Annotated in this window: 25 protein-coding genes, 1 tRNA gene and 1 pseudogene; 16 read left to right on the forward strand and 11 right to left on the reverse strand. The window is 62.0% G+C overall.

All coding sequences use genetic code 11. The annotated features are described in order from the left end of the window. Positions 1–74: 74 nt before the first annotated feature. From JQK88_RS08530 to JQK88_RS08540, 3 genes are all read right to left on the reverse strand, one after another. A complete protein-coding gene (locus JQK88_RS08530) occupies positions 75–1,250 on the reverse strand; it encodes a porin (RefSeq protein ID WP_203278052.1) in 1,176 nt (391 codons plus the stop codon). Between the two features lie 125 nt (positions 1,251–1,375). Continuing rightward, positions 1,376–1,741, reverse strand: a complete 366-nt coding sequence (locus tag JQK88_RS08535) for a GIY-YIG nuclease family protein (protein ID WP_376740389.1) — start codon at positions 1,739–1,741, stop codon at positions 1,376–1,378. 99 nt (positions 1,742–1,840) lie between these two features. Beyond that, positions 1,841–1,931, reverse strand: a tRNA-Ser gene (locus JQK88_RS08540). A gap of 463 nt (positions 1,932–2,394) precedes the next feature. On the opposite strand from JQK88_RS08540, the gene JQK88_RS08545 reads away from it, so the two are divergent. Next, positions 2,395–3,612 (forward strand): porin, encoded by a 1,218-nt coding sequence (locus JQK88_RS08545; protein WP_203278053.1) that lies wholly within the window; start codon positions 2,395–2,397, stop codon positions 3,610–3,612. A 289-nt stretch (positions 3,613–3,901) separates the two neighbouring features. Next, positions 3,902–4,924, forward strand: a complete 1,023-nt coding sequence (locus JQK88_RS08550) for a tyrosine-type recombinase/integrase (RefSeq protein ID WP_246749776.1) — start codon at positions 3,902–3,904, stop codon at positions 4,922–4,924. A 61-nt stretch (positions 4,925–4,985) separates the two neighbouring features. Here JQK88_RS08550 and JQK88_RS08555 read toward each other — a convergent pair whose 3' ends face one another. Continuing rightward, positions 4,986–5,885 carry an alpha/beta fold hydrolase gene (locus tag JQK88_RS08555; RefSeq protein WP_203278055.1) on the reverse strand — a complete coding sequence of 300 codons (900 nt, stop codon included), beginning with the start codon at positions 5,883–5,885 and terminating at the stop codon, positions 4,986–4,988. A 314-nt stretch (positions 5,886–6,199) separates the two neighbouring features. Then, a complete protein-coding gene (locus JQK88_RS08560) occupies positions 6,200–8,233 on the reverse strand; it encodes a lytic transglycosylase domain-containing protein (protein WP_203278056.1) in 2,034 nt (677 codons plus the stop codon). Between the two features lie 245 nt (positions 8,234–8,478). Between JQK88_RS08560 and dapA the strand changes: the two genes are divergently transcribed. The 3 genes from dapA to JQK88_RS08575 all read left to right on the forward strand — a co-directional run bounded on the left by dapA (position 8,479) and on the right by JQK88_RS08575 (position 10,683). Beyond that, a complete protein-coding gene (dapA, locus tag JQK88_RS08565) occupies positions 8,479–9,360 on the forward strand; it encodes a 4-hydroxy-tetrahydrodipicolinate synthase (protein ID WP_112560720.1) in 882 nt (293 codons plus the stop codon). 25 nt (positions 9,361–9,385) lie between these two features. Next, a complete protein-coding gene (gene smpB / locus JQK88_RS08570) occupies positions 9,386–9,865 on the forward strand; it encodes an SsrA-binding protein SmpB (protein WP_025583626.1) in 480 nt (159 codons plus the stop codon). A gap of 89 nt (positions 9,866–9,954) precedes the next feature. Beyond that, entirely contained in the window at positions 9,955–10,683 is a 729-nt protein-coding gene (locus JQK88_RS08575; RefSeq protein ID WP_203278057.1) for a glycoside hydrolase family 25 protein, read from the forward strand. A gap of 1 nt (position 10,684) precedes the next feature. Here JQK88_RS08575 and JQK88_RS08580 read toward each other — a convergent pair whose 3' ends face one another. Next, positions 10,685–11,596: a DMT family transporter gene (locus JQK88_RS08580; protein WP_246749777.1), complete on the reverse strand. Its 912-nt coding sequence runs from the start codon at positions 11,594–11,596 to the stop codon at positions 10,685–10,687. 139 nt (positions 11,597–11,735) lie between these two features. On the opposite strand from JQK88_RS08580, the gene JQK88_RS08585 reads away from it, so the two are divergent. Continuing rightward, on the forward strand, positions 11,736–12,209 hold the full coding sequence (locus JQK88_RS08585; protein WP_142867694.1) for an Lrp/AsnC family transcriptional regulator: 474 nt from the start codon (positions 11,736–11,738) through the stop codon (positions 12,207–12,209). A gap of 18 nt (positions 12,210–12,227) precedes the next feature. On the opposite strand, the gene JQK88_RS08590 is transcribed toward JQK88_RS08585, so the two are convergent. Together JQK88_RS08590 and JQK88_RS08595 are read right to left on the reverse strand one after the other, a co-directional pair. Beyond that, complete coding sequence (locus JQK88_RS08590; RefSeq protein ID WP_203278058.1) at positions 12,228–12,878, reverse strand: uracil-DNA glycosylase; 651 nt, start codon at positions 12,876–12,878, stop codon at positions 12,228–12,230. Between the two features lie 12 nt (positions 12,879–12,890). Further along, positions 12,891–13,472 (reverse strand): LabA-like NYN domain-containing protein, encoded by a 582-nt coding sequence (locus JQK88_RS08595; RefSeq protein ID WP_192256691.1) that lies wholly within the window; start codon positions 13,470–13,472, stop codon positions 12,891–12,893. Positions 13,473–13,803: 331 nt separating this feature from the next. On the opposite strand from JQK88_RS08595, the gene rpoZ reads away from it, so the two are divergent. The 3 genes from rpoZ (at position 13,804) to pyrE (ending at position 17,168) form a co-directional block, all read left to right on the forward strand. Next, on the forward strand, positions 13,804–14,205 hold the full coding sequence (gene rpoZ, locus JQK88_RS08600) for a DNA-directed RNA polymerase subunit omega (protein WP_027045279.1): 402 nt from the start codon (positions 13,804–13,806) through the stop codon (positions 14,203–14,205). A gap of 127 nt (positions 14,206–14,332) precedes the next feature. Further along, the gene (locus JQK88_RS08605; protein ID WP_192256693.1) at positions 14,333–16,564 is read left to right on the forward strand and encodes a RelA/SpoT family protein; all 2,232 of its coding nucleotides are present in this window, start codon (positions 14,333–14,335) and stop codon (positions 16,562–16,564) included. Positions 16,565–16,589: 25 nt separating this feature from the next. After that, positions 16,590–17,168, forward strand: coding sequence for an orotate phosphoribosyltransferase (pyrE, locus tag JQK88_RS08610; protein WP_192256695.1), 579 nt, complete (start codon positions 16,590–16,592; stop codon positions 17,166–17,168). A gap of 124 nt (positions 17,169–17,292) precedes the next feature. On the opposite strand, the pseudogene JQK88_RS37135 reads toward pyrE, so the two are convergent. Both JQK88_RS37135 and JQK88_RS08620 read right to left on the reverse strand, forming a co-directional pair. Next, a pseudogene (locus JQK88_RS37135) lies at positions 17,293–17,451 on the reverse strand (type II toxin-antitoxin system HicB family antitoxin); the annotation flags it as partial. A 5-nt stretch (positions 17,452–17,456) separates the two neighbouring features. After that, positions 17,457–17,630 carry a type II toxin-antitoxin system HicA family toxin gene (locus JQK88_RS08620; RefSeq protein ID WP_192256870.1) on the reverse strand — a complete coding sequence of 58 codons (174 nt, stop codon included), beginning with the start codon at positions 17,628–17,630 and terminating at the stop codon, positions 17,457–17,459. Between the two features lie 43 nt (positions 17,631–17,673). On the opposite strand from JQK88_RS08620, the gene JQK88_RS08625 reads away from it, so the two are divergent. The 6 genes from JQK88_RS08625 to era all read left to right on the forward strand — a co-directional run bounded on the left by JQK88_RS08625 (position 17,674) and on the right by era (position 21,799). Next, positions 17,674–18,054 (forward strand): VOC family protein, encoded by a 381-nt coding sequence (locus JQK88_RS08625; protein WP_192256699.1) that lies wholly within the window; start codon positions 17,674–17,676, stop codon positions 18,052–18,054. 260 nt (positions 18,055–18,314) lie between these two features. Further along, a complete protein-coding gene (locus tag JQK88_RS08630; protein ID WP_192256701.1) occupies positions 18,315–18,899 on the forward strand; it encodes a DUF2062 domain-containing protein in 585 nt (194 codons plus the stop codon). Further along, positions 18,896–19,309, forward strand: a complete 414-nt coding sequence (gene acpS, locus JQK88_RS08635) for a holo-ACP synthase (RefSeq protein ID WP_192256703.1) — start codon at positions 18,896–18,898, stop codon at positions 19,307–19,309. The genes JQK88_RS08630 and acpS overlap by 4 nt, the downstream gene beginning before the upstream one ends. A gap of 95 nt (positions 19,310–19,404) precedes the next feature. Next, complete coding sequence (gene lepB / locus JQK88_RS08640) at positions 19,405–20,154, forward strand: signal peptidase I (RefSeq protein ID WP_192256705.1); 750 nt, start codon at positions 19,405–19,407, stop codon at positions 20,152–20,154. Beyond that, entirely contained in the window at positions 20,154–20,870 is a 717-nt protein-coding gene (gene rnc, locus JQK88_RS08645) for a ribonuclease III (protein WP_203278060.1), read from the forward strand. The genes lepB and rnc overlap by 1 nt, the downstream gene beginning before the upstream one ends. Next, a complete protein-coding gene (gene era / locus JQK88_RS08650) occupies positions 20,867–21,799 on the forward strand; it encodes a GTPase Era (protein WP_203278061.1) in 933 nt (310 codons plus the stop codon). The genes rnc and era overlap by 4 nt, the downstream gene beginning before the upstream one ends. 113 nt (positions 21,800–21,912) lie before the next feature. Here the strand turns inward: era and JQK88_RS08660 are convergent, their stop codons facing one another. Next, on the reverse strand, positions 21,913–22,716 hold the full coding sequence (locus JQK88_RS08660; protein ID WP_192256709.1) for a type II CAAX endopeptidase family protein: 804 nt from the start codon (positions 22,714–22,716) through the stop codon (positions 21,913–21,915). Positions 22,717–22,983: 267 nt separating this feature from the next. On the opposite strand from JQK88_RS08660, the gene recO reads away from it, so the two are divergent. Further along, a complete protein-coding gene (gene recO / locus JQK88_RS08665; RefSeq protein ID WP_203278062.1) occupies positions 22,984–23,760 on the forward strand; it encodes a DNA repair protein RecO in 777 nt (258 codons plus the stop codon). The last annotated feature ends 8 nt before the right edge of the window (positions 23,761–23,768 follow it).

A 23,768-nucleotide genomic window follows, 5' to 3' on the forward strand; every position in this document is an offset into this window, starting at 1 on the left:
ATTTGCACAGCCTCCACAAATGCAAAAAACCCGGCGGTTGCCCGCCGGGTTCGATCTTAAGCCAGCTCTGCCTGTTAGAACGAGCGCTGGAAGCGGAGGAGACCGCCGACGCTGCTCTTCTTGTCGGCGTTGGTGAAGTTGGAGAAGTCGGCGTCGTCGAACTTGCCTGCATTGAGGTAGTCGACTTCGGCCGTGACCGTGAAGCCGGGAACCACATCGTAGGCGATGTTCGCGGCGACGCCGAGGTTCTTCCAGTCGTCATATGACACCTGGAGGTTGAACGAGGTCTTCTCGTTGATGGTGTAGGTGCCACCACCCCAGAATGCCCAGTTGCCGCCCCACTGCTTGTAGAAGCCGCGGCCACCGGCGTCGATCGCGTAGTTCGGATCCGTCAGGTTGTCGTCGGTGCCGTAGCCGCCCATGATGAAGAGCGACAGGTTCTGCATCGGGGTGATGTCCAAACGAACCTTGCCGGCGACTTCCTCATAGTTGCTATCATAAGCGACGACGCCAGTGATGGCGCCCCAGCCCTGCGTGTACTTCACGCCGCCGACGACATGCGGAACGTAGCTATCGATCGTGCCGACGGTGCCCGAGCCTTCTTCGAGCGAGACCACGGCCGAGAAACCGTTGCCGGCATCGAAGTAGTACTGGACGACATTGGTGTCGAAATCGCCGTAAGGAACCAGCGTATCCTGGATGACGTTGCCGGCGTAGCCGATGAACGTATCGAAGGCCGATTCGTCCTTACCGACGCGAAGGCCACCGAGCTGGATCCAGGCGAAGTTCAGAGAAACGTTCTTGTTGCCGGCAGGGTTGGAGTTGAATTCATCTGCTTCCGTTGCCGGATCGTCTGCCGACGGGTAGCCGTTGCGGTTGCCGAAGTTGAAGCGGGTCTCGGTGTAGGTCTTCAAGGTGCCGAGCTCGGTTTCCTGGCCGGTCCAGGTCTTCAGCGTGAAACGGGCGTTCTTGTAGAAGGTATCCTGCTCGTCGCCGTCCTTATGATCGAAGGACCTGGCACCATCGAACGAGCCGACGTCGCCGACGCCGATGTCGTAACGGACATAGCCGCCGATGCGCAGGCAGGTTTCGGTGCCGGGGATGTAGAAGTAGCCCGAGCCGTAAACGTCGCAAATCTTGACGTATTCAGCCGGTTCCGGCTCGGCGACGACGACGGCGTCGGCGGCGCGCGCACCGGAAACTGCGATCAGGGCCGCAGCGGAGCCGAGAAGAAGGCTCTTGATGTTCATTTTCTGACCTCCAGTCAGAATCGAACGAGATTATCGAGATTGCGGCCAGAATTTTCGTGATAATCAGTTGTTATTGCTATATTTTCTTGGAAAGGCGTGGGATTTTTGCGGCGGGCGCGCGGTCATCACCACAGGCGTTTGCCGGCGAAAGCGTGCCCCGAACCGGATTTGAGATAGCGCTCGAAAGAAGCTGCCTTGGCCTGGTTTGAGAAGGCCATATAGGTGACGATCCGCCATGGCAGGAACTTGCATGTATGGCTGGATTTTCCCGCATTGTGCTCCGCAAGCCGTCGTTTCAGGTCCGACGTAATGCCGATATAGCGCTCGCCTTCTGTAGTCTCGCTCTCCAGAAGATACACGTACCACACGAGCCAGCCCTCCTTTGCCGAGGCTTCGGATGGCATCCTGCTTCGCGCAAAGGCTACTGCCAACTCTATTTTTACAAGGGATTCTCTGGCTTTATGCTGTGCAGCACGTAACACATACCACACGGACCGGCCCTCCTTCGCCAAGGCTTCGGAGGGCATCCTGCTTCGCGCTGAGAAGGATTCGCTGGGCTTGTCCTGCGAAGCGCGCAGCGCGAAGCAGGATGGCGGAGAGGATGGGATTCGAACCCACGAGAAGCTTTTGACCTCTACTCCCTTAGCAGGGGAGCGCCTTCGACCACTCGGCCACCTCTCCGTTGCGCCGGTGGATAAAGAAAAGTGCCGGCACAATCAACAAGCCGGCGGCATTATCCGTGAAAAATCCGGATTCGGCCGCAGCAGCCCCTTTGCATGCGGCGATTCTGCGGCAACTCCCTGGCCAGCGAGTCGGCAACGGAGCCGCAATTTCGGCCGGCCATCGCCGGATTCGGCCGTATTGCGAGGCCCAGGCCAAGGCTTCCGGGCCCTTCGATGGTTAATGAGAGCTTTCTGACTGAGGCCAAATCGTGTCATTTGTGCAACAACGCCGGGGGATAGCGTCCGGTCAGCCCTTTTGCCGGTACGATCGTGGTTGAACGCCGCCGCCTCATGGGTAATGTCGAATTCGAAGGAGCGGCGCGGTGCGCATCTTTTTCGGTAGTGGGGATGGGGCAGGGAACGCTGTCCTTCAGCAAAGAATACCCAGACCCGTTTTTTAACTTTTGACTGGAGGTCAGAAAATGAACATCAAGAGCCTTCTTCTCGGCTCCGCTGCGGCCCTGATCGCAGTTTCCGGTGCGCGCGCCGCCGACGCCGTCGTCGTCGCCGAGCCGGAACCGGCTGAATACGTCAAGATTTGCGACGTTTACGGCTCGGGCTACTTCTACATCCCCGGCACCGAAACCTGCCTGCGCATCGGCGGCTATGTCCGTTACGACATCGGCGTCGGCGACGTCGGCTCGTTCGATGGTGCGACGTCCGCCGATGTTGAGGACGGCGGCAGCAACGACACCTTCTACAAGAAGGCCCGCTTCTCGCTGAAGACCTGGACCGGCCAGGAAACCGAGCTCGGCACCCTGAAGACCTACACCGAGACCCGCTTCAACTTCCAGAACAACAACCGTGATGCGGGCGCACTCGTTGATCCCGATGGCACGGGTCCGCTCCCCGCGGCCAATGCCGTCAATCCTGCTGGCAACACCGGTGCTTCGCTGAACTTCGCGTGGATTCAGCTCGGTGGCCTGCGCGTCGGTAAGGACGAATCGGCCTTCAACACGTTCATCGGCTACGCCGGCAACGTCATCCAGGATACGCTCGTTCCCTACGGCGATTTCGACACCAACGTCGTCCAGTACTACTTCGACGCCGGCAACGGTTTCTCGGCCGTGATCTCGCTCGAAGAAGGCTCGGGCGGCGGCACTGCTGGTGCCTACGGCGTCGGCACCATCGACAGCTATGTTCCGCATGTCGTCGGCGGCGTGAAGTACACGCAGGGCTGGGGCGCCATCACCGGCGTCATCGCCTACGACAGCAACTATGAAGAAGTCGCTGGCAAGGTTCGTTTGGACATCACCCCGATGCAGAACCTGTCGCTCTTCATCATGGGCGGTTACGGCACCGACGACAACCTGACGGATGGGACCTATGCCTTCCCGGCTGGTGGTCGCGGCTTCTACAAGCAGTGGGACGGCAACTGGGCAGTCTGGGGTGGTGGCACCTACACCATCAACGAGAAGACCTCGTTCAACGTCCAGGTCTCGTATGACGAAGGTGAGAACCTCGGCATCGCAGCCAACGTCGCTTACGATGTTGTCCCGGGCCTGACGGTCACGGCCGAAGTCGACTACGTCAATGCAGGTTCGATCGACAGCACCGATGGCCTGAACCACAACTGGACCAATATTACTGATGGCGACGACGCCATCGGTGGCATGCTCCGCTTCCAGCGCTCGTTCTAAGGGCTGGCTTTAGACAGGTGAATACCAGCCCGGGCGCTTCAACGCCCGGGCTGTTTTGTTTCGTGACTGGGTCAAGACAAGCAGAAGGAACAGGGGGAATCGGCAGCTGAACAGTCCGTAAGGGTGAGTTCGTGGGATCCGCTGATGGGCGGATGAATTCACAACTGCGTGATTAAATCTCTTGAAAGGACGCTTCCAAGCGGGTAGGTCTGACTCTATCCACTCGGGGGTGTGGCATTTGATGACCATCGAAGCGATACAAGAGGGTGATCCCTCCGAACATTTCTCAATGTTCTCTTCTCAAACCTCGAAGATAAAATACAGCTACAACAAGATCAGAGAAGTAAAGTCGCACAGGGTCGGAGAGCTTTTTTCAGCATACCGAGACATACTCTGGGATGATGGGCGGCATAAGTACAATGTCAGCTCCTTCATCGGCGAAATAGACGAGATTCTCCTCGGAGAACGGTTTAGCGCCTTCGACCAGAGCACCCTGGACAACCTTATCGGCACCTTGCGCCAGCGCGGCAACAGCAACGCAACCATCAATCGAAAGATGGCTGCCCTCAGCAAACTGCTGCGCAAGGCTTACAAGATGGGGGATATCCACAGCCTGCCCGAGTTCCGCCGCCAGAAGGAGCGGGCGGGACGGATTCGTTTCCTCGAAAGGGACGAAGAGGCAAGGTTGTTCGCTGCCATCAAGAGCCGCAATGAGGATGCCTATCGTCTCTCGGTCTTTCTCGTCGACACCGGCTGCCGCCTCGGCGAGGCGCTCGGACTGATCTGGAACGACATCCAGGAACATCGCGTCTCGTTCTGGATTACCAAATCCGGCCGCAGCCGCACCATTCCGATGACCGAACGGGTCAAAGAGGTGATCAAGCTGCCACCTTCAGAGGGTCGCAGGCCCAAGGGTCCGTTCACAAAACTCAGCCAGGCGCAGTTTCGCGCCATCTGGAATGATGCCAAGGCCGAAGTTGGCCTCGGCGCTGACGACCAGGTCGTGCCGCATATTTTGCGCCACACCTGCGCCTCGCGTCTGGTCCAGGGTGGCATCGACATCCGCCGCGTGCAGATGTGGCTCGGCCACCAGACGCTTTCGATGACCATGCGCTATGCGCACCTGGCCACCAACGATCTCGACGGTTGCGTCGTCGTGCTGGAGACGCCGCGCGGCGAGGGCCTGTCAGGCGAAAGCTCGGCCTTCGCATCTCCGCTGACCACCGTTTCAGCGGCAGCGCCGACGCAAAAGGGCGAAGCGACCGCGGCGAAACCGGCCAAGGCGCCCAGGAAAAGCTCGAAAGCCAAATAGTTTCATCGAGTCACTCATATACTGAAAAGATGACCCCAGGATCATATTTGATCTTGGGGTTTTACTTTGTTCGAGCCGTGTTTTCCGCCTTGTCCAGGAAAGCCGCGATGGCGCCGGGCAGATCGCCTGTCTCCAGGAAGGGCGCGTGGCCCTGGCCGTCGACCGTGATCGTTTCCAGGCCGGGATGGCGCTTGCCCATCTCTTCGAACGTCTCCACCGACAAAAGTTTCGAGTTGGCGCCACGTATGGCAAGCAGCGGTATGGCCGCCAGCGCTTCGAACTGCGGCCACAGATCCGGCAGCGGCTTGCTGGGGTCGAGGCCGGCCAGTGTCTCGACCAGCCGCGGGTCGAAATCCGGCAGCAGCCCCTGATCCGTCTCGCGATAGAGAGCCGACACCATCCGCTTCCAATCCGCCTCGGTGAAGGCGGGAAAATCCGCGCCATGCGCTACGCATTGCGCATGGACCGCCTCAGCGCGGCTCTTCGGTTTCGGCGAGGGATCGAGATAGGTGCGGATATGAGCGAGCCCATTCGCTTCGATCACCGGGCCAATGTCGTTCAGCACAATGGCTTTCAGCACGGCTGGCCGCAGCGCGCCGAGCACATGGATGATCAGCCCGCCGCGCGACGTGCCGATGAAGGCCGCTTCCGCGATGTCGAGCGCCGCGAGCCCGGCGAGAATGTCGCCGGCCTCGATGCCGACATTGTAGTGGCCGATTTCAGGATCGTAGGCCGACTGGCCGCGGCCGCGATAGTCGAAGGCGATGACCTTGCGCGGATGGTTGGCCCGCCGCGACAGATAGAGCGCCAGCTCATGAAAATCGCGCGCGTTGCGGGTCAGCCCAGGCAGGCAGACGACCGGCCATGTTCCCGAGTTTGTCTCGCCATAGGCGCGGGCGTGAAGCCTGAGCCCGTCCGGCGCGGTGTAGAAAAAGTCGGAAAAGCCGTCGCTGCTCGACATCTGAAGGGGTTCCCTGGTCGGATCGTCTCCGACTGCTACAGGTGAGGGTGGGAGCGGTCAAATAAGGTCTTCCCTTCCCCCCTTGTGGGGTGAGAAGCGGTCCGCGTTAGCGGACGAAAAGCCAATTGCTTGGCTTTGAGAGCTTCGAACGCCCTGAGCCTGCGAAGGGCTGGGTGGTGGCCCGATCCACCTGCCGGGTCCCCGCTGCTCCGCAGCGTCCCGGCGTTCGCCGGCCTTTCATCGTGCCACCGGCACGATGAATTCGCCTTCGGCGAACCGGCTGCTCACCCCACAAGGGAGAATGGGAAGGGCCTTCAGCTCCGCCCGTTCACCAGATCACCAACAATGTCGTACTTCCCAGAAATGCGCATCTTGTAGACTTCGTAATTCTCCATCACGCGCTGAACGTAGCTTCTTGTTTCCGTGTAGGGAATCCGCTCGATCCAGTCGACGACGACGTCGATGCCCTTGCCGCGCGGGTCGCCATATTTGGCCACCCATTGGCTGGCGCGGTTGGGGCCGGCATTGTAGCCGGCGAAGGTCAGCACATAGGAGCCGCCGAAGCGGTCGAGCTGCTCGCCGAGGAAGGCCGCGCCCAGCGTCGCATTGTAGCCGGCATCGCTGGTCAGCCGATCCTGCGAAAACGTTAGCCCGGCCTTCTTGGCCAATTGTTTTGCGGTGCCCGGCATCAGCTGCAGCAGGCCGCGCGCGCCGGCGCTGGAGACGGCGCCGACATTGAACTCGCTCTCCTGGCGGGCGATGGCATAGGCCAGCGCCTTGCCCGAGCCGGAAATGTCGGCGGTGTCGGGAATGACGCCCAGCGGATGCGACAGCGCGCCGACATCGATGCCGCGCGCGCCGGCGATCTTGCCGACCTTCAGCGCCATGAAATGGTTGCCCTGCTTTTCCGCCAGCACGGCCAGCAGCGCCAGTTCGCCGGGGCTGGTCAACTGTCCGGCGAGGTCGCGGTAGAGTGTCTCGGCATAGCGGTCATAGCCCGCCTCCTGCAGCCGCTTGATGGCGCTGACTGCTTCGCGTCCGTCAAAGCTTTGGCGGTCTGCGGTGCTTGGCTCGGGATAGACGATGTTCAGCGTGCGCAGACCAACCCGTTCCGCCGCCAACTGTCCGTAGAAAGTGGTGCCATAGGCGGCCGCCTCGGTGAAATAGGTCTTTGCATCGCCGGGGCCGCCGACTTCCGCTGCGCGGCCAAGCCAGTAATAGGCGCGCGACAGAGACATCGGCCCCTGCGCGAGGCCGGCGATGCGGGCAAAATGGGTCGAGGCCGTCGCGGGATCGTTGAGGCCGCGCAGCGCATACCAGCCGGCGTGGAATTCAGCCTCGGCCGCACTGACGGGGCTTTCGGCGGCATGCGCGGCAACGATCTTGTAGGCAGTCTTCCAGTCGCCCTGGTCGACCAGTGCGCGCGACAGCACGCGGCGCTCGACCCACCAGGCGTCGGGATCGACCAGCGTGTCGCGATCGGTTGGCGCTTTCATCACCACTGCGGCTGCGTCCGCAAACTTCCGCTGCTTGCGCAGATATTCGGCTTGCGCGAAGAAATAGCCGGCCGATTGCTGAGCCGCAGGCACTGCCTTCAACAGTTTGGCCGTGGTCTTGTCACCACGCGAGGCGGCGGCCCAGGCATCGGCCAGCGGTTGCGCGCCGGCAAGTCCTGCGACCCGCAGCGCCGAATTCTCCCGGTCTGCATAAAACATCCGTTCCATGCGGAAACGATGGTCGGCAGCCGGGATGATGGCGCCAAACTCCTTGATGACGGACGCCTCATCCTTCGCGTCCAGTTTTTCGGTGCGCCAGAACGGTGACAAAACTGAAAGAGCGGCCTTGGCGTTGCCCAGCGCCACATAGGATCGGGCCAAGATCACCACGCCTTCAAAGGTCAGCGGTTGGCTGCCGTCAAAGGCTTTCACCACGGTCTGCGGCGACGGGCTTTCACGGTAGAGCGCGCGTTCGCTGTTCTTGCGCAGAGCGATGGTGCCCGGCCAGGTCGGCAACATCTTTGCGGTATCGGCAATCTCGCTGCTCGGCACACGGTCGCCGCCATAGAGCGCGATCGCCCAGGCAAGGATGTGGCGGTCGAGCGAATTGGCCGGCAATGTCTCGCGTACGGCTCGTGCCGCGGCAGTATCGCCGGTCGCCAACGCGTCGAGACCGCCTTTCAACACGACGATACTGGCGGAGGGCGCATCAATCTGCGCGCCGTCCTGCAGGCCAGGCATCGGGATCGACGAGGTCGTCTGCTCATCGACGCTCTCGTTTGCAGCCGTCCCTGCTATCAGCAGGGCAAAGGCCCCAAGCAATACGAAGCGGCGGGGCCGACTGGCCGGCATGATCCTGATCTTTCCCTGTTGCGGCACTTTAAATGGCAAGCCCAGGTGCCTGAGAGCCTAGACTTAGGTCGTGAAGAGCCCGTAAACAAAGGGTTATCGAGGCCGTTCGAATTGCGCTCGCTGCACCATCGGCATGCTTGCCGCGCAACAGTGTCGAGACTATGGTGCGCGGCTTCGCTTTCGGCTAGAAGGCGCCGACGCTAAAACACACCAAGAAACCGAAAAGTCCCAAGGAGTTGGACGACATGCTGAGAGGCTCGCTTACTGCGCTCGTGACACCGTTCGAAAAGAGCGGGCGTTTCGACGAGAAAGCCTTTCGCGCCTTCGTCGAGTGGCAACTCGCGGAGGGCACCACGGGGCTGGTCCCGGTCGGCACCACCGGCGAGTCGCCGACGCTGTCGCACGACGAGCATCGCCATGTCGTCAAGGTCTGCATCGAGGTCGCCAAGGGCAGGGTGCCTGTCGTCGCCGGCGCCGGCTCCAACAACACCGCGGAAGCGGTCGGTCTGGTGCAATATGCCGAAAAGGCGGGCGCCGACGCGGCCTTGGTCGTCACGCCCTATTACAACAAGCCGACGCAGCGCGGGCTCTACGAGCATTTCGCTGCCGTCGCCAGGGCGACCAGCCTGCCGATCATCATCTACAACATCCCTCCGCGCTCGGTCATCGACATGATGCCCGACACGATGGGTCGGCTAGCGCACGACTTCAAGAACATCGTCGGCGTCAAGGATGCCACCGGCAAGGTCGAGCGTGTATCCGAACAGCGCGCCACCTGTGGCAAGGATTTCATCCAGCTTTCGGGCGAGGATGCCTCCGCGCTCGGCTTCAACGCCCATGGCGGCGTCGGCTGTATCTCGGTGACGTCGAATGTCGCGCCCAGGCTATGCGCCGAATTCCAGGAGGCCACGCTGTCCGGCGACAGCGCCAAGGCACTGGAGTTGCAGGACCGTCTGTTGCCGCTGCACAAGGCGATCTTCCTCGAGCCAGGCCTGTGCGGCGTCAAATACGCGCTGTCGAAGATTGGCAAGGTCGAGAACGTTGTGCGCTCGCCACTGGTGACGATCGAGGCATCGACCGCCGAGAAGATCGATGCGGCGATGAAGCACGCCGGCTTGATAAATTGAGGATGAGGCGCCACCTCTCCGCATCATGAATCAAGTCAGAAAAGCCGATCCCAACAACAAGACCGTTGCGGAAAACCGCAAGGCGCGGTTTTCCTATGAGGTGCTCGACACGGTCGAGGCTGGCCTGGTGCTGACCGGCACCGAGGTCAAGTCTTTGCGCCAGGGCCAGGCCAACATCCAGGACAGTTACGCCTCGGTCGAAGGCGGCGAGATCTGGCTGATCAATTCCTATCTGCCGGAATATCTGCAAGCCAACCGCTTCAACCATGAGCCGCGCCGGCGCCGCAAGCTGCTGCTCAACAAGCGCGAGATGGCAAAACTGTCACAAAGCATTGAGCGCGAAGGCATGACGCTGGTGCCGCTGAAGATTTATTTCAACGACCAGGGCCGCGCCAAGCTGCTGCTCGCCGTCGGCCGCGGCAAGAAACTGCACGACAAGCGCGAAACCGAAAAACAGCGCGACTGGTCGCGCGAGAAGGGCCGGCTTCTCAAGGAGCGTGGGTGAGGGGCCTCGGAGAATAGCCTTAGAAAAGCCAACGGTTTGGCTTTCAAGGGTTTCGACCAATCAGCCACGACGATGAACAGGGGATGGTCTTGAGAAACCGGATCATCCTTTGGGGTGCGGCCAGTCTGGTCATTGCCGGCCTCATCGCGGCCGGCGGCTTCTTGTATTTCCAGACTTTCTCGCCGGATCGGGACAGCTATCCGGTCAGGGGCATCGACGTTTCCCATCATCAGCGCGAGATCGACTGGCGGCGCGTTGCGGCCGATGACGTCGCTTTCGCCATCATCAAGGCGACTGAGGGTGGCGACCATGTCGACGATGCCTTTGCCAAAAACCTGCGCGAGGCTCGTGCGGCCGGCCTTGCGGTCGGCGCCTACCACTTTTTCACCTTCTGCCGGCCAGGCGCCGACCAGGCGAAGAATTTCATTGCAGTGGTGCCGCACGACCAGCCGCTGCTGCCGCCGGTCGTCGACATCGAATTCGGCGGCAATTGCCCGCAGCGCCCGTCGCCGCAACAGCTGGGCGCGGAACTCCAGGCCTTCCTCGGGCCGGTTGAAGCCGCGTTCGGCAAGCCGGCGATCATCTACCTGACCGACGAGGCTGAGGACGCCTATGCCGAACAGATAGCTGTGCGGCCGCGCTGGCTACGCTCGCTGGCGATCAAACCGAGCGAGGACGGCTGGATCTACTGGCAGTACCATAATATGGGCCGCGTCGACGGCATCGAGGGCGATGTCGACCTCAATGTGCTGCAGGGCGGGCAGCAAACGCTGGCTGAGTTGTTTGCACCATCTGCACAACCATCGCCATCGCCCTGAATCAGGCGGTCTTGGCCGCAGGTCTGGCAACAGCCGAAAAGGCCATTCCCGCAGCCATGATCACGATGGCGGCGAACTGGGTGCCGGTCGGCGTTTCGCCGAGCACTGTCATGGCGATCAGGACAGTTGCGATCGGCACGCATGGCATGAACAGCGATGCCGTTTGCGACCCCAGCTGTCGGACGACATAGGTGTAGAGGAACATGGCGGCCGCACCTGCCAAAAACCCTTGAATGACGATCTGGCTGGCGATCTCGGCCACTGATCCGGCGCGCAGCCCGCTTGGGGCAAAGAAATAGAGCGATGGCAGCGGCACGCATGACAGGAGCACGACCGTTGCGGTCGCCGTCACCGGATCGACGCGCCAACGCCGCACGAGAACGGCATAGGCGGCAAACATTGCGCCCGACGCGATGAACAAAAGATCACCGAACAGGACATCCTTCACGCCGCTGCCGGGGCGCACCGGCGCGATGAAAAGGATCAGCCCGGCGATGATGGCGGCGACGCCGATGGTTCGCTGGCGCGAGGCTTTATCAGTCGTAGACATGTGCGACAGCACGAACGAGAAGAACACGATCGAGGCAGGGCAAAGTGCCGCGCCATGCGCGGCGGGCGCATAGGTCAGGCCCCAATTGATGATGATCGGGTAGGGCAGTCCGGCCAGCGCCGCCAGCGTCAAGGCACGTCTCCAGCCCAATGCCTTGATGGTCACCAGGCCGCTTCTCCAGACGACCGGCAGCATGACCATGCCGGCGCCGATAAAGCGCAAGGTCGCGAGATCGGTCGCCGTCAGATGCTCCCGCAGGCTGAACCGGGCGGCGACGAACTGCAAGGCGTAAATGCCGATCATGGCCAGGCCGGCAAGAATTGCCGGCTTCGTGTTTCGGTCCTCTGCCGCGCGCATTCTCATCCCGTTGGATCCTACCGGCGGAGGTTTCTTCCTCTAGCGGCTCTCGTTTAAAGCGCAGCCTATTGTTGAAAATGGTGCGACAAAATATGCTGTTTTCGCAATTTGGAAGTGAAAATCACACAACAGGGGCACTACGAACGTGAATCATGAATCCGATCAGCTTGATGCCATCGACCGCAGCCTGCTGCGGTTGCTGCAGGAGGACGGTCGCCGCACCACGCTCGATCTCGCAGCCCGAGTCGGCCTGTCGCCGACCGGCGCCAGCCAGCGGGTTAAGCGCCTGTTTCGTGACGGGTTCATCACTGCCGTCCGGGCCGTGCTCAATCCGCAAAAGATCGGCCGGGGCACGCTTGTCTTCATCGAAGTCAGGCTCGACCAGGCGGCGCCGCATGTGTTCGACCGTTTCGCCGAGGCAGTGGCGAAAGCCCCCGAAGTGCTGGAGTGCCACATGGTCGTCGGCGGCTTCGACTATCTGGTGAAGGCGCGCATTTCCGAGATGGCCGCCTATCAGGATTTTTTGAAGCGCGTGATCCTGCCGCTGCCGGGTGTGCGGGAAACCCACACCTATGCGTCGATATCGGATGTGAAGCCGGACGCGCTGCTGCCGGTGTGAGACGACACTTGGCAGCCCTCAGCCCCGCAGGAAAGCGGCGATGTCGCTGAAAACCCTGACGAACATCGCCTCTGTCAAAACACCGGTGTTGGTGTTGTAGCGCGAGCAGTGATAGCTGGAAAACAGTGTAACAGCGCCGGCCTCGAGCCGGCCGCCATGTTTGAATGGATAGGCGGCGACGCGCTGGCCCAGCGCCCTGACCGTCGACTGGTGAGCGATCGAACCCAGCGCCAGCACTGCACGCAGCCTGGGGAAGCGCGCAATCGTCGGCACCAAAAAACTGCGGCAGGTGGCGATCTCGGCGCCGACCGGCTTGTTCTCTGGCGGCACGCAGCGCACCGCATTGGTGATCGCGGTGCCGACCAGCAGCAAGCCGTCGTCGGGCCGCGCCTTGAACTCGCCGCGCGCGAAGCCGTGCGCGATCAGTGTGGAGTAGAGCAGGTCGCCGGCATAGTCGCCGGTGAAAGGCCGCCCGGTGCGGTTGGCGCCGCGCAGTCCGGGCGCCAGCCCGACGATCAGCAGCTCGACGGCGCCGTCGCCTTCTGGCGGCAGGAAGGTCGGCACCGGCGCATTGAACCAGGATGGCTCGCGCTGCCGCCAGTCTGCGATGAAATCATGCAGGCGCGGGCAGAGTGGGCAGTCGCGGTCGGGTTCGGAAGCGGCGTTCAAGGCGACCGCTTCTCAATAGTCTTCCTCGTCGACCTCGGCCGGCTCGGACCGGCGCACCGGCCGCTCGGATGGATCGCGGCCGACCTCGTTCTTCAGCGAGGTCAGGTCGATGAAGTGGTCGGCCTGGCGGCGCAGATCGTCCGAGATCATCGGCGGCTGCGAGGCCATGGTGGAGACGATCGAGACCTTGCGGCCGCGCCGTTGCAGCGCTTCGACCAACGTGCGGAAATCGCCGTCGCCGGAGAAGATGACATAGTGGTCGACGACATCGGCAAGCTCGAGCGCATCGACGGTCAGCTCGATGTCCATGTTGCCCTTGATCTTGCGGCGGCCGGTCGAGTCGGTGAATTCCTTGGCCGGCTTGGTCACCACCTTGAAGCCATTATAGTCGAGCCAGTCGATCAGCGGCCGTATCGAAGAGTATTCCTGGTCCTCGACCAATGCGGTGTAGTAGTAAGCACGCAGCAGATAGCCGCGCTTTTGAAAGCTCGACAGCAGTTTGCGGTAGTCTATGTCGAAGCCAAGTGCCCGTGAGGTGGCGTAAAGATTGGCGCCGTCGATGAAAAGAGCGATTTTTTCACGGGGGTCGAACATGGCAATATTCCTTTTTCGAAATAGGTGGCGGACTAATCGAAATGGGTCTGATATATCGGTCGGCTCGTAAATAAACCGGCTGACCTTTCGTCAACCGAGATAGCGCCAGTTTTACGGCAATCCAAGGGTGCCTGGCCCGACTGCAAGCAATTGTGATCGGGGCCGTATCGTCGCCGGTGGGCGAGCTTCGCCGGCAAGGCATTCATCGGCGCCCGAAACCGGTATTGGTCGGCCCATGAGGTCACAGTGCCATAATGCTTGTATTTTGGCGGCGTTCGGGTTATGGACCGCGCCTGTTTTCCATCAAATCCAGGCATGAAAGGGGCAATCAATGGCCCGCGTAACCGTTGAAGACTGCATCGACAAGGTCGACAACCGCTTCGAGCTCGTGCTGCTCGCCGGCCATCGCGCCCGCCAGATCAGCCAGGGCGCGCCGATCACCGTGCCGCGCGACAACGACAAGAATCCGGTCGTGGCGCTGCGTGAGATCGCCGATGAGACGCTGTCGCCCGACGACCTCAAGGAAGATCTGATCCACTCGCTGCAGAAGCATGTCGAGGTCGACGAGCCCGAAGCCGACGGCGAGGCGATCGCCGACCAGACCGGCGGCGCAGTCGCGGCAACCGATGCTGACGACGCCGAAGAAAACGTCACCTTCGATCGCATGACCGAGGAAGACTTGCTGGCCGGCATCGAAGGCCTGGTACCGCCAGAAAAGAGCGACGACTACTAAGCGGCGCTCTGGACCTGCCGGGAATATGGTTCCGGCACTTCCGTCCCGTCAGTTTCGTGGCTATCTATGAGATGCGCCGTACGCTAGTGCGGCGCATCAATCATTTCAGCACCGCGAGAACCCGCCCATGATGCGTCAGTATGAGCTTGTCGAGCGCGTCGCGCGCTACAAGCCTGACGTCAACGAGGCGTTGCTCAACAAGGCCTATGTCTACGCCATGCAGAAGCATGGCCACCAGAAGCGCGCGTCCGGCGATCCCTATTTCTCCCATCCGCTCGAAGTCGCCGCCATCCTCACCGAAATGCACATGGACGAGGCGACGATCGCCGTCGCTCTGCTGCACGACACGATCGAGGACACGACCGCGACGCGGGCCGAGATTGACGATCTGTTCGGCCCCGAAATGGGCAAACTGGTCGAGGGTCTGACCAAGCTGAAGAAGCTCGATCTCGTCTCCAAGAAGGCCGAGCAGGCGGAGAACCTGCGCAAGCTGTTGCTGGCCATCTCGGAGGATGTGCGCGTCCTTCTGGTCAAGCTCGCCGACCGTTTGCACAACATGCGCACCCTCGACCACATGCCCGAGGCCAAGCGCCTGCGCATCGCCGAGGAGACGATGGATATCTATGCGCCGCTCGCCGGGCGCATGGGCATGCAAGGCATGCGCGAGGAGCTGGAGGAGATCGCCTTCCGCTTCATCAATCCGGAAGCGTATCGCGCCGTCACCGCGCGGCTTGCCGAGATATTCGAGCGCAACAAGGGCGTGCTGACCGACATTGAGAAGGCGCTGTCGGCGCTGTTCGAGAAGCACGCGATCAACGCCGGCGTGAAGAGCCGGCAGAAGAAGCCGTGGTCGGTGTTCCGCAAGATGGAGGCCAAGGCGCTGTCCTTCGAGCAGCTCTCCGACATTTTCGGCTTCCGCGTCGTCGTCGACAGCGTCGAAGACTGCTATCGCGCGCTCGGCGCCATCCACACGACATGGTCGATGGTGCCCGGCCGCTTCAAGGATTACATCTCGACGCCGAAGCAGAACGATTACCGCTCGATCCACACCACAATCGTCGGCCCCTCGCGCCAGCGCGTCGAACTGCAGATCCGCACCCGCGAGATGAACAAGATCGCCGAATATGGCGTCGCCGCCCATTCGATCTACAAGGACACCGGCGGCAAGACCAACGGTGCGGCCCATACGATCTCGAAAGAGACCAACGCCTATGCCTGGCTGCGGCGCACCATCGAGCAACTGGCCGAAGGCGACAACCCGGAAGATTTCCTCGAAAACACCAAGCTCGAGCTGTTCCAGGACCAGGTCTTCTGCTTCACGCCGAAAGGCATGCTGATCGCGCTGCCGCGCGGCGCTACCCCCATCGATTTTGCCTATGCCGTGCACACCGATGTCGGCGACACCTGCGTCGGCGCCAAGGTCAACGGCCGCATCATGCCGCTGATGACCGAGCTCAAGAACGGCGACGAGGTCGAGATCATCCGTTCCAAGGCGCAGGTGCCGCCCGCTGCCTGGGAATCGGTTGTTGTCACCGGCAAGGCGCGCTCCGCCATCCGCCGCGCCACCAAGAACGCCATCCGCAAGCAGTATTCGGGTCTCGGCGCCCGTATCCTCGAGCGCGCTTTCGAACGCGCCGGCAAGACCTTCACCAAGGAAAACCTGAAGCCGGTGCTGCACCGGCTGGCGCGCAAGGACATCGAGGATGTGCTGGCCTCGGTCGGGCGTGGCGAGCTTGCCTCGACCGACGTCATGAAGGCGGTCTTTCCCGACTACAAGGACGAGCGCGTCACCGTCAGTGCCCCCAAGCAGCGCGAGGAGGGCTGGTCGAAGATCCGCAACGCCGCCGGCATGCTGTTCCAGATGCCCGGTACGCGAGCCGCGCGCAAGGACAAGAACCAGCCGCGCGATGGCGCTGTGCCGATCCGCGGCGTGCGAGGCGACCTGCCGGTGCGCTTCGCGCCGGAAGGAGCTGTGCCCGGCGACCGCATCGTCGGCATCGTCCAGCCCGGCACCGGCATCACCATCTATCCCATCCAGTCGCCGGCGCTGCAGGCCTTCGACGACCAGCCGGAGCGCTGGATCGACGTGCGCTGGGACATTGACGAGCAGACCAAGGAACGCTTTCCGGCGCGCGTCTCGGTCACCGCCATCAACGCGCCAGGGTCGTTGGCCGACATCGCCCAGGTGGTTGCCTCGAACGACGCCAACATCCATACGCTGTCGATGGTGCGCACCGCGCCCGACTTCACCGAAATGCTGATCGATCTCGAAGTCTGGGATCTGAAGCATCTCAACCGGCTGCTGTCGCAGCTCAAGGACAATTCGAGCGTCAGCGATGCGCGGCGCGTCAACGGCTAACCACTAGTTTTTCGGGGCAGGCAGGATGAACACGGACGAAGTGCTGGGCATATTCCGCGAGGCGGGCGCTGTTCTGGAGGGACATTTCATCCTGACGTCAGGCCTGCGCAGCCCAATCTTCCTGCAGAAGGCGCGGGTCTTCATGCATGCCGATAAGACCGAGCGCCTGTGCAAGGCGCTGGCCGAAAAGATCCGCAAGGCGGTGCCGGGCAAGATCGACTACGTCGTCGGCCCGGCGATCGGCGGTCTGATCCCGGCCTACGAGACGTCGCGCCATCTCGGCGTGCCCGCAATCTGGGTCGAGCGCGAAGGCGGCGAGTTCAGGCTGCGCCGCTTCGAGATTGCGCCGGGCTCGCGCGTCGTCATCGTCGAGGACATCGTCACCACCGGCCTCTCGATCCGCGAGACCATCGACTGCCTGCGTGAACTCGGCGCCGAAGTGGTGGCCGCCGCCTGCATCATCGACCGCTCGGCCGGCAAGACCAATGTCGGCGTGCCGCTGATCGCGCTCGCCGAATACGAAGTGCCCGCCTATCCCGCCGACCGCCTGCCGCCGGAACTTGCCGCCATACCGGCGATCAAGCCCGGCAGCCGCAACATCTGAGGGAATGCATCTCGCCCAACAGTGCGCTGGACCTTCCGCAATGAAAGTCAGGCAGCCTCTTGCTGCATTGCCTTCTCCGCCGCCTTGGCGAGAAAACCAGATCGCGTATAGCCGTGAGCCTCAGCTCAACGGGTCCTTGGATATGGAAGGCAAGGGCTTCTTCGGCCATGCCTCGGGCGTCGTCCAAGTCTTCACCCGCCGTAACCAGGCCGGGAAAATCAGGAAAAGAGACGCCAACGTCGCTTTCAGCATCCTTATGGATAAGTCCGATATACTGCCGCATGGTTCTCACCTCAGTTTCAGTCCGGATTGTTTTCCGATGCTGCGCAGGGTGCCGATGGGTATGTCTCGTTTGGGGTGTGGTACGGTGACCCGTCCCGGTTTGTCGTGGTGCTTGAATTGAGCATGACTGCCTTTTCGAGCAACTTCAAACCAACCACCAGCAACCAACTTTACAATCATGTCGGCGGTTTTGGAGCAACGACATGCATAAGGGAAAAACACTATGATCGCCGGTATCGATCATTTCGTGCTGACGGTCCGCTCGGTGGAGGCCACCTGCACGTTCTATCAGCGCGTGCTAGGCCTGAAACGTCTCGACGAGCCGAACCGGCCGACGGCGCTGCTGTTCGGGTCGCAGAAGATCAACCTGCATGAAGTCGGTCGCACTTTTGAGCCGAAAGCCAGGACGCCGACGGCCGGGTCCGGCGATTTCTGTCTGGTCGCCGCCAGGCCGCTCGCCGAGGTCTGTGGCAGCCTGGAGGCCAATGGCGTGGCAATAGAAGTCGGTCCGGTCGAACGTACCGGCGCTCGCGGCCCAATGATGTCGATCTATTTCCGCGACCCGGACGGCAATCTGGTCGAAGTCAGCGAGTATCGGGAATAGTTATCCGCCTCGGCGTGGTCTTCGCGGCCGGCCTTATCGTCGTCATCTAACCTCTCACCTGGGGTTGTCCTCAGTTTCGCCCCAATAGCGCTCTTTTACAGGACTGCGGCAGACCAGCGCGGCGGCGTTTCGTTGTTCCGCGGCAAGGCAGTCGCTATATTAAAGTCGTTGTTGCCTTTCTGCGCCCTCGAAGCGCAAGATAGACCTATCGCGTCCGGCCTGGGATGGTTGGGGCGTTGCTGAACGGGAATTGAAACAGAGTGCTTTTTCGACGCCGCAAGCCTGATGGCCTGTTGGAGCGGGTGCGTACCTATCTATGGCCGCGCCGCTCGTTTTCCCGCTCGTTGCAGTATTTCTCCAAGCGCATCCTCAGGCTGAAGGCGACACCGCACGCAGTGGCGGCCGGCGTCGCGGCCGGCGTGTTCGCCTCCTTCTTCCCGCTCGGCTTCCATTTCGCCGTCGCCGCCGTGCTCTGCTGGGTAATCGCCGGGAATCTGGTGGCCGCCGCCCTCGGCGCGGTATTCTTCGGCAATCCGCTGACTTTCCCGCTGCTGTGGGGGGCGTCCTGGGAAGTCGGGAAGCTGATCCTGCATGAACGCCTGCCCAAGAACGGACCGCCTGCGCATCTTGGTGAGATGATGCACACGCTGTCGTTTGCCAAACTGTGGCACCCGGTGCTGGAGCCGATGCTGATCGGCGCGGTGCCGCTCGGGCTGGTCTTCGGGCTCATCTTCTACGGCATCACCCGCTGGGGCATGACCGCCTTTCGCGAGCAGCGCCGGAAGCGCATGGCCGAACGGGCACACAAAGCCGGCCACGGCGGACGAGAAGTTCCGGCTGAATGATCATCGGCATCGGCAGTGACCTGATCGACATCAGACGCATCGAAAAGTCGCTGGAACGGCATGGCCAGCGTTTCATCCAGCGCATCTACACCGAGGTCGAGCAGGCCCGCTCCGAGGGCCGTGGCGCGCGTGCCGCCTCCTATGCCAAGCGCTTCGCCGCCAAGGAAGCCTGCGCCAAGGCGCTCGGCACCGGCCTGGCGCAAGGTGTGTTCTGGCGCGACATGGGTGTCGTCAACCTGCCTAGTGGCAAACCGACCATGGCGTTGACCGGCGGGGCGGCCGCGCGGCTGGCCAAAATCCTGCCGCAAGGACACAAAGCGGCGATCCACCTCACAATCACCGACGATTTCCCGCTTGCTCAAGCCTTTGTGATCATCGAGGCGCTGCCCGCCGAACAAGCGCCACATTGATTGCATCTGACGACCGGCGATTATATCTAACGCCGGCATGACGTTGCCCAGCGCGCGCCGAGACTCTATACCATCCAAGCACAATCGAGGACGACATGAGCGTGGCTGAAAAATCCGAGAAGAAATCCGGCGGGCTTGGCGAAATCGTCAGCGTCATCATCCAGGCTTTGCTGCTGGCCATGGTCATCCGCACGCTCCTGTTCCAACCCTTCTCGATCCCGTCGGGGTCGATGCGGCCGACCTTGCTCGAAGGCGACTATCTCTTCGTCACCAAATGGTCCTATGGTTTCTCGCGCTATTCGCTGCCGTTCGGGCCCGACATCTTTTCGGGCCGCATCTGGGGTTCCGACCCGAAGCGTGGCGACGTGGTGGTGTTCAAGTTCCCGCCGGATCCGTCGCTCGATTACATCAAGCGCGTCGTCGGCCTCCCTGGCGACCATATCCAGATGAAGGACGGCCAGCTGTTCATCAATGGCCAAGGCGTGCCGCGCGTGAAGACCGGCCAGATCCAAAATCCTGATATCACGGAAGTGCCCGAGCCGGTTGATGTCTATCGCGAGACTCTGCCCAACGGCGTCAGCTACGACACGCTCGACCTGACACCGAATTCGATCACCGACAACACCCGCGAGTTCGTTGTGCCGCCCGGCAACTATTTCATGATGGGTGATAACCGCGACAATTCCTCCGACAGCCGCCTGAGCGTCGGCTACGTGCCGGCTGAAAACCTGGTCGGCCGCGCCAACATCGTCTTCTTCTCGATTGCCGGGAAGGCGAGTCCGCTCGAGATCTGGAAATGGCCGTCGCTGGTGCGCCTGTCGCGCATGTTCCATTTCGTAAATTGATGGCTTTGAAGCGCCCGACTGGTGAAACTCTGGCCGGTTTGGTGAAAGCCAGAACCGGCCATTCCTTCCGGGATGTCCGTTTGCTCGAGACCGCGCTGACCCATTCCAGTGCGGTCAGGGCCAACAGCAACAACCAGCGCCTCGAATTCCTCGGCGATCGCGTGCTCGGCCTGATCGTTGCCGACCTGCTTTTCGAAAAATTTCCCGAAGCGCCGGAAGGTGAAATCGCGCCGCGCTTCAATGCCCTGGTCGATGCGCGGACATGCTCCGAGATCGGCATTGAAATGCAGCTGGAAGATCTGGTCCGCGCCGACGCCGCCTTGAAGGCGCGCTCGCGCGGCTCGGGCGGAAACTATCTGGCGGATGCGGTCGAGGCGCTGATCGCGGCGGTCTATATCGATGGCGGCCTCGATGCGGCCAGGCAATTCGTCCTGCGATACTGGGAGCCGCGCTCGCAAAAGGTCGTGGCAAAGCCGCCCAATCCGAAATCCGACCTGCAGGAATGGATCGCCAAGAGCAGCGATGTCAGGCCCGAATACGCGATCGAAAAACGCGAAGGACCTGAACACCAACCGGTCTTCACGGTGTCCGTGAAGGTCAGTGGTTTTGCCCCGGCAAGCGGCATGGGCGGCTCTCGCCGTGCAGCCGAAGAAGCGGCGGCATCGGCATTTCTTGTGCGCGAAGGCATCTGGGCCAACCAAGGGAGTGCGGCATGACCGCCAGCGAAGACTTGCCCTCGGCAGCGGAAGCGCCTGCAACGCATTCCGGCTTCGTCGCCCTGATCGGCGCGCCCAATGCCGGCAAGTCGACTTTGGTCAACCAACTGGTCGGCGCCAAAGTGTCGATCGTCACCCACAAGGTGCAGACCACCCGCGCTATCGTGCGCGGCATCGCCATGCATGACAATGCACAGATCGTCTTCGTCGACACGCCCGGTATCTTCAAGCCGAAGCGCCGGCTCGACACCGCGATGGTGACCACCGCCTGGGGCGGCGCCAAGGACGCCGATATCGTGCTGCTCTTGATCGATGCCGAGCGCGGCATCCGGGGCGATGCCGATGCCATCCTCGAGCGGCTGAAAGACGTGCGCCAGCCGATGGTGCTGATCCTCAACAAGGTCGACCGGGTCAAGCACGAGGCGCTGCTGGCCTTGGCCGCGGCAGCAAACGAAAAAGTGCCGTTCAAGCGCACTTTCATGGTCTCGGCGCTGACCGGCTCCGGCTGCAAGGACCTGCTCGACTACCTCGCGCAGGCGCTGCCAGTTGGCCCCTGGTACTATCCGGAGGATCAGATCTCGGACCTGCCGATGCGCCAGCTGGCGGCTGAGATTACCCGCGAGAAGCTTTATCTGCGGCTTCATCAGGAACTGCCCTATTCCTCGCATATCGAGACCGAGAAATGGGAAGAGAAGCCGGACGGCTCTGTGCGCATCGACCAGACCATCTATGTCGAGCGCGACAGCCAGAAGAAGATCGTGCTCGGCCACAAGGGCGAGACGATCCGCGCCATCGGGCAGGCCGCGCGGATGGAGATCGCCGGCATTTTGGAACAGAAGGTGCACCTGTTCCTGTTCGTCAAGGTGCGGGAGAACTGGGGCGACGATCCCGAGCGCTACCGCGAGATGGGGCTTGAGTTTCCCCATTGAGCTTCGTCGTGCTGATCACCGTTGCCGGACACGACGCCAACCAGGCCGAGGCCGAAAGATCCCGGCGCGTGATCGATGAGGTGCTGGCCGACCATGCGCGAGTGGCGTGACGGTCAGGCCGCACTCGCGACTGCAAGCGCAACCTTGGGCCGGCGGACAAAGCTTTCTGTGCCGTAATAGGCAACGATTGCCGCCGCGATCATCGCCCAGATCGCGACACCGATCCATTGCTGTTGCACATAGTCGCCGCCAGTGAACACTTTGCCGAGGAAGCGGACGCTGTTCTGATGCGTGACATGCATGATGAAGGCGAGCAGCACGCTGCCGGTATTCTGACAGAGCCAGGTAAAGACGATGCCGGCCAGCAATACGTTGATCGTGCCGTAGACACTGAGGTCGCCGACCAGGCCGAGCGGAAAATGCCAGATCGCCCAGAGCACGCCAAGGATCAGGCTGGCTGTGAGCGCCGAATGGCTGGCCAGCAGCCGCGGCGTCGCAAAGCCGCGCCAACCCGGCTCTTCACCGAGCGGGCCGCTGAAGACGGCATAGAGCGCGATGATCGGCAGGATCTCGCTCATCGCCGGGATGTTGCTCCAGGCGGGCGCTGAGGCCCCAAGCAGCGGATTGATCAGGATCGAGGCCAGCTGTGCCGCGAACGGCAGGCCGAACGCCACGAGATACCACAGCGGATGCACCCGCCACTTCACCATCGAGGCAAGGATGGCCTTGACCGAGGCCAAGCTTCCCGAAAGAGCCGCGACGGTGAAGGCGGCAACCACCGGCCCGAAGGTGAACCACGGAATGCTGTCGCCCTTCGTCAGCCAGAATGGGATGAACAACAGCCAGGTCAGGCCAAGCGCCATTGAAAAGAAGGATATCAGCTGGTGCCTTCGCACCAGGCTCAGCAAGGAAATCATGTCGGGTCCTCTCGGGCAGAGTGCATGAGAGGTCGCCGGGCTGCCCGATCGGTCGACATGCATCTGGACACGAACCATCCGAACATTTCGGAAGGTTGTGCGTCGGCCGTGTCGGCCAACCCGTCCTTACTGACGGCTGCGGGGCGGAAAATCCCGACGGCTTTCCGATGGTTTTCCGATATTTCGGCGGCTACCAATGTCAGTATGCCCGAGCGCGTCTCCGCCCCATCCTTGATTTCGCCACGCATCCGGTGACAAGCTCCCGGCATGGAATGGCGCGACGAGGGAATCATTCTCGGCACCCGCAAGCATGGCGAAACCAGCGCCATCCTCGAGGTGATGACGCGCGCGCATGGCCGCCATCTCGGCCTGGTGCGCGGCGGCCGCTCGCGCAAGCAGCAGCCGGTGCTGCAGCCCGGCAATCGTGTCGACCTGTTGTGGCGGGCCCGCCTCGACGAGCATCTCGGCATCTTTCAGGCCGAGGCGATCGAGATGAATGCCGCCCGGCTGATGGACAGCGCGGTGGCCGTCTACGGCCTGCAGACCATGGCCGCGCATCTGAGGCTGCTGCCGGAGCGCGACGCCCATGGCGGCCTCTACGAGACGCTGGCCGTGATGATCGCCCATCTCGACGATCCAGATGCCGCCGGTGAATTGGTGGCGCGCTTCGAACTGCTCATCCTCGACGAGCTCGGCTTCGGCCTCGATCTCAGCCAGTGCGCGGCGACTGGCGCCCGGCAGGATCTGGCCTATGTCTCGCCGAAATCCGGCCGCGCCGTGTCGCGCCAGGCCGGCGCGCCATGGCGCGACAAGATGCTGGCGCTGCCGGCCTTCCTGCAGCGCGGCTCTGGTCTGCGCGCCGATCAGGCGGCACTCGAGGATGCTTTCCGGCTGACCGGTTTCTTCTTCACCCGCCATGTCTATGAGCCGCGCGGCACCGAACAGCCCGACGCGCGTGCCGGCTTCCTCGCCGCCTTGCGCAAGCACCATTCGGGCGGCAAGGCCGCCGCAACAACACACGCTGCCCCAGAAATCACAACCTGAGCATCATC

Origin of the sequence: Mesorhizobium caraganae (assembly GCF_016836705.1) — a bacterium.
GTDB classification, from domain to species: Bacteria; Pseudomonadota; Alphaproteobacteria; order Rhizobiales; family Rhizobiaceae; genus Mesorhizobium; species Mesorhizobium caraganae.